This is a genomic window from Sandarakinorhabdus sp., from assembly GCF_032115815.1.
In the GTDB taxonomy this organism is placed as follows: Bacteria; Pseudomonadota; Alphaproteobacteria; order Sphingomonadales; family Sphingomonadaceae; genus Sandarakinorhabdus.
In genome coordinates, this window is record NZ_JAUMBI010000152.1 from 1 (window position 1) to 8062 (window position 8062).

The following is an 8062-nucleotide window of genomic DNA, read 5'->3' on the forward strand; positions in this document are numbered from 1 at the left end:
GGACTCGTCCCTGCACCCGTTTGTTGGGTTGGCCTGTTGTCATACCGTGCGTGTGGGGTGGTCGCTGGAATCCTGGCACCGCCCTGGATGCTGGCCTGCGCCAGCATGACATGCACTGTTGGGTAGAGAACCGCCTCAAAACAAACGGGTGCAGGGACGAGTCCCTGCCCGCCGGAGGCCCCCTTCCCTGCTCCCTCAGCCAATCAATGCAATTTCAGCTTCGGTCGCACCACCTGGTTCACATGGCCCATCAGAATCAGGAACAGGCCCTTCAGCCAGCCGTGGATGGCGATCAGGTGCATGCGATAGAGCGAGGTATAGACAAAGCGCGCCAGCCGGCCTTCGATCGCCATCTTGCCGCCCACCAGATTGCCCATCAGGCTGCCCACGGTGGAATAGCGTGCCAGGTTCACCAGCGAGCCGTTATCGGCATAGACAAACGGGCGCGTCGGTTTGCCGGCGATCAGCGCCTTGATGTTGCGGAAGGTGGCATCGGCCATCTGGTGTGCGGCCTGCGCGCGGGGCGGCACCGGGCGGTCTTGCCCAGGCGGTGTGTAGCTGGCGCAATCGCCGATGGCGAAGATGCTGTCGTCGCGCGTGGTCTGCAGCGTGTCCTTCACCAGCAACTGGTTGTTGCGGGTGGTTTCCAGCCCGCCAATGCCATTCAGGAATTCGGCGCCCTTCACCCCGGCCGCCCACACCTTCAGATCAGCAGGAATGGCGGGGCCATCCTTGACCATGATGGCATCTGCGGTGGCGGCCACCACTTGCGTTCCGGCCAGCACCTTGACGCCAAGATTTTCCAGTTCCGAATGGGCTGCGGCCGCCAGTTTTTCGGGAAGTTGCGGCAGGATGCGCGGCCCGGCTTCGAGCAGCGACACCTGCAGGCGCTTTCCATCGAACACTTCAAGGCCATAGAAGCCCAGCGCATCGGCGGCGGAATACAGCTCGGCGGCCAGTTCCACGCCGGTGGCGCCGCCGCCAACGATCACCACTTTCACCGTGGCATCGCTGGCCGGATCGGCGACCATCTGGCGCGACACGCGCAGGCACTGGTTGAGCAATTTGCGGCGGAAACGATCGGCATCGGGGCGGCTTTCCAGCGCAAGGCAATGGTCCTTCACGCCGGTGATGCCGAAATCGTTGGAAACGCTGCCCACGGCCAGCACCAGATAATCATAGCGGATGCGGTGGCGGCCGATCACCTCGCTGCCGTCTTCATCCCGGATCGGCGCGATGATGATCTGCTTGGCATCGCGATCGATGGCTTCCAGCGCGCCATCGAAATAGCGATAGCCCCAGCGATAGGCGTGGCCGCGATAGCCGACCTCGTCGAGATTTGCATCAAGGCTGCCGGCCGCAACTTCGTGCAGCAGCGGCTTCCAGATGTGGGTGGGGTTGCGATCGACCAGGATGATATCGAAATCCTGGCGCGGAAAATGCGCGCCGAGCTTGGTGACAAGCTCCAGCCCGCCGGCACCGCCGCCAACGACGACAATCTGCGTTTTCTTCCCGTCTGCGCGCGTGCGTGGCATGGTCGCCCTTCAAGCTGTTGCACCGCGTCATAGCCGGGGTGAGCCTGTTGCGGAAGGTGCGGATGGCGCAGATGTGCATTGGCAGCGGCGCGTACCGCGAATGGCATCACGCCATGGCGACATGACAAATTCGCGCCGTCCCTATTGACGCCAGTGGCAGTTGCCGCCTTGTTGGCGTTGCGCTGCACCACAGGGCGGCTGGGGACGAAACGATGCTCAACATCCTTCTGGCGCTGCTGGCGCTCGCCGCGGCGTTCAACGGCGTGGTACTGCTGCGCGCGGCTATTGCGCAGCGGCTGTGGCTGCGCGCCGAAGCGTTGCTGTTGGGCGCGGTGGTCAATTTCCTCGACACGCTGGGCATCGGATCGATGGCACCCGCCATGGCCTGGTTCAAGTTCCGCAAGCTGGTGCCCGATCACCTGATCCCGCAGACGATGATCACCGGGTTGACCCTGCCAACGATGGTGGAGGGGCTGATCTTCCTCAGCCTGCTGGGCGTAGGGGTGGATCCCGTGCTGCTGGTGGGCAGCATCATCACGTTTCTGGCCGGTGGCTGGGCCGGCCTGCCGCTGATCGCCCGCGCCCGGGCCTGGGTGGTGCAGGGCGTGGTGGGCCTGGCGCTGCTGATCGCGGCGGTGTTTTTTCTGCTGTCCAATCTCGATCTGATGCCGGTGGGCGGCACGGCGACCAGCCTGCCACTCGGCCTGACCATCGTGGCCATTGCCGCCAGTTTCGGATTTGGTGTGCTGATCAATTTCGGCATCGGCAATTATGCGCCAACGCTGGCCATGCTCAGCCTGATGGGGCTTGATCCGCGCCTGTGCTTTCCGATCATGGCCGCCAGCGCCTCCTTTGCGGCGGCGGGCATTGCGACGCATCACATCAAGGCCGGCAAGATCGATCTGCGGATTCCCCTGGCCATGGTGCTGGCCGGCATCCCGGCCGTGCTGGTCGCGGCGTTCATCGTGAAGGAACTGCCACTGGCGCCGCTGAAATGGCTGGTTTCGGTGGTGATCAGCTATACCGGCATTGTCATGCTGCGATCCGCGGCCATTGGCCGCCGGGCCGAAGCGGAAAATGCAGCAGCGCCTCCCGCTGCGACATGACAAAGCTGCCGCCGCAGGCTATGCGCGCGCCATGAGCCAGATCACGCCCGAGATTGTTGCCACCCACGGCTTCACGCCCGAAGAATATGAGCGCGTGCTCGCCGCCATGGGGCGGGAGCCGAACCTGCTCGAACTCGGCATCTTCTCGGTAATGTGGTCCGAACATTGCAGCTATAAATCCAGCCGCATGCACCTGGCCAAGCTGCCGACCAAAGCGCCGTGGGTAATCTGCGGCCCGGGCGAGAATGCCGGCGTGATCGACATTGGTGACGGCGACGCTGCTATCTTCAAGATGGAGAGCCACAACCACCCGAGCTATATCGAGCCCTATCAGGGCGCGGCCACCGGCGTGGGCGGCATCCTGCGCGACGTGTTCACCATGGGCGCGCGGCCGGTGGCCAACATGAACGCGCTGCGCTTTGGCGACATCAACGCGCCCAAGATGCGCCATTTGGTGAAGGGCGTCGTTGCCGGCATCGGTGGTTACGGCAATTGCGTCGGCGTGCCGACCGTGGGTGGGGAAACGATTTTCCATCCCAGCTACAACGGCAACATCATCGTGAATGCGATGACCGTGGGCATCGCCAAGGCGGACAAGATTTTCTATTCGGCCGCCGCCGGTGTGGGCAATCCGGTGGTCTATGTCGGCAGCAAGACCGGCCGCGATGGTATCCATGGCGCGACCATGGCTTCGGCTGAGTTCGACGAAAACAGCGAGGAAAAGCGCCCGACCGTGCAGGTGGGCGACCCGTTCACCGAGAAATTGCTGATCGAAGCCTGCCTGGAACTGATGGCATCCGACGCGATCGTGGCCATTCAGGACATGGGCGCCGCCGGCCTGACCAGCAGCAGCGTGGAAATGGCGTCGAAGGGCGGCGTGGGCATAAGGCTTGATCTGGACAAGGTGCCGTGCCGCGAAACAGCCATGACGCCCTATGAAATGATGCTGTCGGAATCCCAGGAGCGGATGCTGATGGTGCTGAAGCCCGGCCGCGAGGCGTTCGCGCAGGCGATCTTCAAGAAGTGGGAACTGGATTTCGCGGTGATCGGCGAGGTCGTCGACGGCGGCGATCTGACCATGACCTTCCACGGCGACGTGGTGGGCCGCATCCCGCTCGATCCGCTGGCTGATGCCGCGCCGAAATATGACCGGCCGCATGTACCGACGCCCAAGCGTGCAGCCCTCACCGATGTGCCGGCCAGCGCCAATATCGTGGCCGATCTGAAGACCCTGCTGGGCAGTGCGGATCTCTGCTCACGCCGCTGGATCTGGGAACAATATGATTGCCAGGTCGGCGCCGACACGCTGCAGCGGCCGGGTGGTGATGCCGCGGTGGTACGGGTGCACGGCACAAAGAAGGCGCTGGCCATCGCCACCGACTGCACGCCGCGTTACTGCTTTGCCGATCCGTTCGAGGGCGGCAAACAGGCCGTGGCGGAGACGTGGCGCAACATCGTCGCGGTGGGCGGCAAGCCGCTGGCCATCACAAACTGCCTCAATTTTGCCAGCCCGCAGAACCCGGTGATCATGGGCCAGCTGGTCGGCTGCATCGAGGGCATGGCCGAAGCCTGCCGGGCGCTGGATTATCCGGTCGTCTCGGGCAACGTCTCCCTCTACAACGAGAGCAAGGCGACCGGCGGCGGCAACGCCATCCTGCCGACGCCGGCCATTGGCGGGGTTGGCCTGCTCGCCGATTACGACAAGCAGATGGATCTGGCCTTCAAGGCGGCCGGCGACGTGATCTGGCTGATCGGCGGCACGGGCGCGCATCTGGGCCAATCGCTGTGGCTGCGCGAATGCCATGGCCGCGAAGACGGCCCACCGCCGGTGGTTGATCTGGCAACCGAGCGTGCAGCCGGCGACACGGTCGCGGCGCTAATCGCGGCGGGGACGGTGAACGCCGTGCACGATCTGTCCGACGGCGGCCTGGCCGTGGCGGTGGCCGAAATGGCGATGGCCAGCGGGCTGGGCGCTGTTGTTGAGGGGGCTCTGGATGCCGCGACGGCGTTCGGCGAGGATCAGGGCCGTTACCTCGTCACCGCACCGGCCGGCGTTGTCATCGACGGCGCCACGCGCATCGGCACGGTGGGCGGGGATGCGCTGGTGCTGAACGGCGAAACAGTGACGCTGGCCGAACTGAAGCGCACCCATGAAGCGACGCTGCCGGCGATGATCAAAGGCTGATTTTGAGGCTGATTGCCGCCAAAGCGTAACCGAGTCATGTTCTCCTTGGGTCGCCAAGACGGGAGAATCGCAGATGGGCATGCTGGATGATCTGCTGGCGCAGGCTGGCGGGAATATCGATATCGCCGGGCTGGCCGGCAAGGCCGGGCTCGATCCGGCCATGGTGGAAGGCGCGTTGGGGCAGTTGCTGCCGCAGATCGCCGATCCGGGCGTGAACAATGCCGCTGCTGTCGCCGACGTGGCGGGCAAGACCGGGATGAACGCAGGGGCGCTGGGCGCGCTGCTGCCGCAGTTGCTGCAGGCCGTTCAGGGTGCCGGCGGCAAGGGCGGCGTGCTGGAGGAGGTGATGGCCGGCCTGGGCGGCCAGAGTGGCGGCGGCATGTTGGGCCAGGTGGCGGGAATGCTGGACCGGGACGGCGACGGCAACCCGATCAACGACATCATGGGCATGTTCGGCAAGAAGTGAGCCGCTCTTGTAATTCCGGCGGCCGGGGCCAGATTCACTGATGATCGCGGCTCCCGGCCGCCGGAGTATCAGCTGAATTGACCAGTCGCGTCTCTGCCCCTTCGTCTCTTGCTGGTTTGAGCCCGCATAACCGTGCCCGCGCGCGTATCGTGGCGCTGGAGCATCTGCTGGAAGGGTTGATCAAGCTGCCGCTGATCGGGCGGCGCGTCGGGCTGGACGCCATCATCGGCCTCGCACCCGGCTTGGGCGATGCGGCCACGGCCGCGCTTGGCCTGTATCTGATCTGGGAAGCCCGCAATCTCGGCGCGTCGCGCGGGACATTGCTGCGCATGCTGGCCAATGTCGGCGTGGATACGGCGATCGGCAGCGTGCCGATTGCCGGCGACCTGTTCGACCTGTTTTTCCGGTCGAACAGCCGCAACCTGAAACTGGTCAAGCGGCTGCTGGATCAGCGCTGATCAGGCGAAATCCAGACCGATATCGGCGGCCGGTGCGCTCTGGGTGATGCGGCCAACGCTGATATAGGTGACGCCGGTTTCGGCAATGGCGCGGATGGTCTGCAGATTGACACCGCCACTGGCTTCCGTTGGCACCCGGCCGGCGATCAGCGCCACGGCCTCGCGCAGCAAGTCAGGCCCCATATTGTCGAGCAGCAGCCGATCGGCACCGGCTGCGAGTGCCGGTGGAATCTGGTCCAGCGTGTCTACCTCGACCACAATGCCCTGCAGGCCCGCAGCCTTGGCAGCGCGCACCGCTGGCTCCACCCCGCCAGCAACGGCGATATGATTATCCTTGATCATTACGCCGTCATCCAGCCGCATGCGGTGGTTGGTGGCGCCGCCCATCCGGGTGGCATATTTTTCCAGCGCGCGCAGGCCGGGCAAGGTCTTGCGCGTATCCAGCAGCACGGCGCCGGTACCCGCAATCGCGTCGACATATTGCCGCGTCATCGTGGCGATGCCGGTCAGATGCTGCACGGTATTGAGCGCCGAGCGTTCCGCCGTGAGCAGCGCGCGCGCATTGCCTGCGATGCGCATCAGATCAGCCCCGGCCGGCACCGCATCGCCATCGGCCGCCAGCATGGTGATGGTGCAGGCCGGGTCGAGCGCGCGGAAGAAGGCGGCGGCGAGCGGCAGGCCAGCAACCACCACCGGATCACGGCTGTCCATGACCGCCGTCAGCCGCGCCTCGGCCGGAATCACGGCGGCGGACGTGATGTCACCGCCCTGCCCCATATCCTCCGCCAGCGTCGCGCTGACGAAGGCCGCCGTATCGAACCCGTCAATCACCACGCACCGGCACGGCAGAGACATTGCCCGCCATCTCCAGCATGCGATCAAGGCTGCGCTTGGCCTTCACCCGCACATCCTCCGGCACCTCGATCTGCGGGGTGAGATCACGCAGGGACAGATAGAGTTTTTCCATCGTGTTGAGCGCCATGTAGGGGCACATGTTACAGCCGCAATTGCCGTCGGCACCCGGCGCACCGATGAAAGTCTTGTGCGGCGCGGCTTTCTGCATCTGGTGGATGATGTTGGGCTCGGTCGCCACGATCACGGTCGGTTCGGGCGAGTTCAATGCATAGTTCAGGATGCCGCTGGTCGCCCCGATATAATGCGCCAGTTCCAGGATCGGCGCCGGACATTCGGGGTGCGCCAGCACGGGGGCGGCCGGGTGCTGGGCCTTCAGCTTGAGCAATTCCGTCACCGAGAATTTCTCGTGCACCATGCAGGTGCCATCCCACAACAGCATGTCGCGCCCGGTCTTGCGGTTGAGCCAGGCGCCCAGATGCTTGTCGGGCGCGAACAGGATTTTCTGATCGGCTGGCAGCTGGTTGATGATCTTTTCGGCCGACGAGGAGGTGACGATGATGTCGCTCTCCGCCTTCACCGCCGCCGAACAGTTGATGTAGGTGAGGCTGATGTGATCCGGATGGGCGCGCCGGAACTTCGCGAAAGCCTCGGGCGGGCACGAGTCTTCCAGCGAACAGCCAGCCTTCAGATCGGGCAGGATCACGGTCTTCTGCGGCGACAGGATTTTCGCCACTTCGGCCATGAACTTCACGCCGCAGAAGGCGATCACATCGGCATCGGTGGCGGCGGCCTTCTTCGACAGATCGAGGCTGTCACCCACGAAATCGGCGATGTCCTGGATTTCGGGCGCCTGATAATAATGGGCGAGGATGACGGCGTTGCGCTCCTTGCGAAGCCGGTTGATCTCTGCCTTCACGTCGATGGCAGCGCCCCCAGAAGCATTGGCGCCGAGCATGTTCAATCGCGCGTCCATCAGACAACACTCCAGTCTTCGCCGGCACGGCTCACTTTCCCGCGCCGTTCCAGATCAATGAGATGGGCCAGCACACTGCGCCCGGCGGCCGGGTGCAGGCGCTTGTCGACCATGGCATACATCGCTGCCACCATCTGCGGGATGGTCACCAGCCCTTCGCCGATGGCGCGCATCACTTGGGTTTCGCGCTGGCGGCGGTGGCCGAGCAGATGCTTCACGAAGCGCTGCGGATCGTTCACCGGCTCGCCGTGGGTGGGGTGGTAGATGGCATCGTCCCGGGTCAGGAGTTTCTGCAAACTGGCCATGTAATCGGCCATGTCGCCATCGGGCGGTGCGACCACGGTGGTGCTCCAGCCCATCACATGATCGCCGGTGAACAGCGCCTTTTCCTCTGCCAGCGCAAAGCAGAGATGGTTGCTGGTGTGGCCGGGGGTGTGAATGGCCGTGAGCGTCCAGCCGGGACCGGAGACGCTCTCGCCGTCGG

The 8062-nt window shown here is 64.6% G+C and carries 8 protein-coding genes; 4 read left to right on the top strand and 4 right to left on the bottom strand.

What is annotated here, in order from left to right; all coding sequences use genetic code 11:
• Positions 1-203: 203 nt before the first annotated feature.
• Positions 204-1535 (bottom strand): NAD(P)/FAD-dependent oxidoreductase, encoded by a 1332-nt coding sequence (locus RT662_RS08975; RefSeq protein ID WP_313670372.1) that lies wholly within the window; start codon positions 1533-1535, stop codon positions 204-206.
• Positions 1536-1747: 212 nt separating this feature from the next.
• Here RT662_RS08975 and RT662_RS08980 point away from each other — a divergent pair, with 212 nt between their 5' ends.
• The 4 genes from RT662_RS08980 to RT662_RS08995 all read left to right on the top strand — a co-directional run bounded on the left by RT662_RS08980 (position 1748) and on the right by RT662_RS08995 (position 5750).
• Complete coding sequence (locus RT662_RS08980) at positions 1748-2641, top strand: TSUP family transporter (protein ID WP_313670374.1); 894 nt, start codon at positions 1748-1750, stop codon at positions 2639-2641.
• A gap of 31 nt (positions 2642-2672) precedes the next feature.
• Complete coding sequence (gene purL / locus RT662_RS08985) at positions 2673-4826, top strand: phosphoribosylformylglycinamidine synthase subunit PurL (protein WP_313670375.1); 2154 nt, start codon at positions 2673-2675, stop codon at positions 4824-4826.
• Positions 4827-4899: 73 nt separating this feature from the next.
• Positions 4900-5292: a hypothetical protein gene (locus RT662_RS08990; protein ID WP_313670376.1), complete on the top strand. Its 393-nt coding sequence runs from the start codon at positions 4900-4902 to the stop codon at positions 5290-5292.
• Positions 5293-5408: 116 nt separating this feature from the next.
• Positions 5409-5750, top strand: a complete 342-nt coding sequence (locus RT662_RS08995; protein WP_313670377.1) for a DUF4112 domain-containing protein — start codon at positions 5409-5411, stop codon at positions 5748-5750.
• Here RT662_RS08995 and nadC read toward each other — a convergent pair whose 3' ends face one another.
• The 3 genes from nadC to RT662_RS09010 form a co-directional block, all read right to left on the bottom strand.
• Positions 5751-6581 carry a carboxylating nicotinate-nucleotide diphosphorylase gene (gene nadC, locus RT662_RS09000; RefSeq protein WP_313670382.1) on the bottom strand — a complete coding sequence of 277 codons (831 nt, stop codon included), beginning with the start codon at positions 6579-6581 and terminating at the stop codon, positions 5751-5753. It lies immediately after the preceding gene.
• On the bottom strand, positions 6574-7578 hold the full coding sequence (gene nadA / locus RT662_RS09005) for a quinolinate synthase NadA (RefSeq protein WP_313670379.1): 1005 nt from the start codon (positions 7576-7578) through the stop codon (positions 6574-6576). The genes nadC and nadA overlap by 8 nt, the downstream gene beginning before the upstream one ends.
• Positions 7578-8062 (bottom strand): MBL fold metallo-hydrolase (locus RT662_RS09010; protein ID WP_313670381.1); only part of this gene is annotated, 485 nt, incomplete at its 5' end. The genes nadA and RT662_RS09010, both read right to left, overlap by 1 nt.

Coding starts and splice junctions, on each gene's coding strand:
- RT662_RS08975 (WP_313670372.1), bottom strand. CDS start 1,535: ATGCCACGCACGCGCGCAGACGGGAAGAAAACGCAGATTGTCGTCGTT.
- RT662_RS08980 (WP_313670374.1), top strand. CDS start 1,748: ATGCTCAACATCCTTCTGGCGCTGCTGGCGCTCGCCGCGGCGTTCAAC.
- purL (WP_313670375.1), top strand. CDS start 2,673: ATGAGCCAGATCACGCCCGAGATTGTTGCCACCCACGGCTTCACGCCC.
- RT662_RS08990 (WP_313670376.1), top strand. CDS start 4,900: ATGGGCATGCTGGATGATCTGCTGGCGCAGGCTGGCGGGAATATCGAT.
- nadA (WP_313670379.1), bottom strand. CDS start 7,578: ATGGACGCGCGATTGAACATGCTCGGCGCCAATGCTTCTGGGGGCGCT.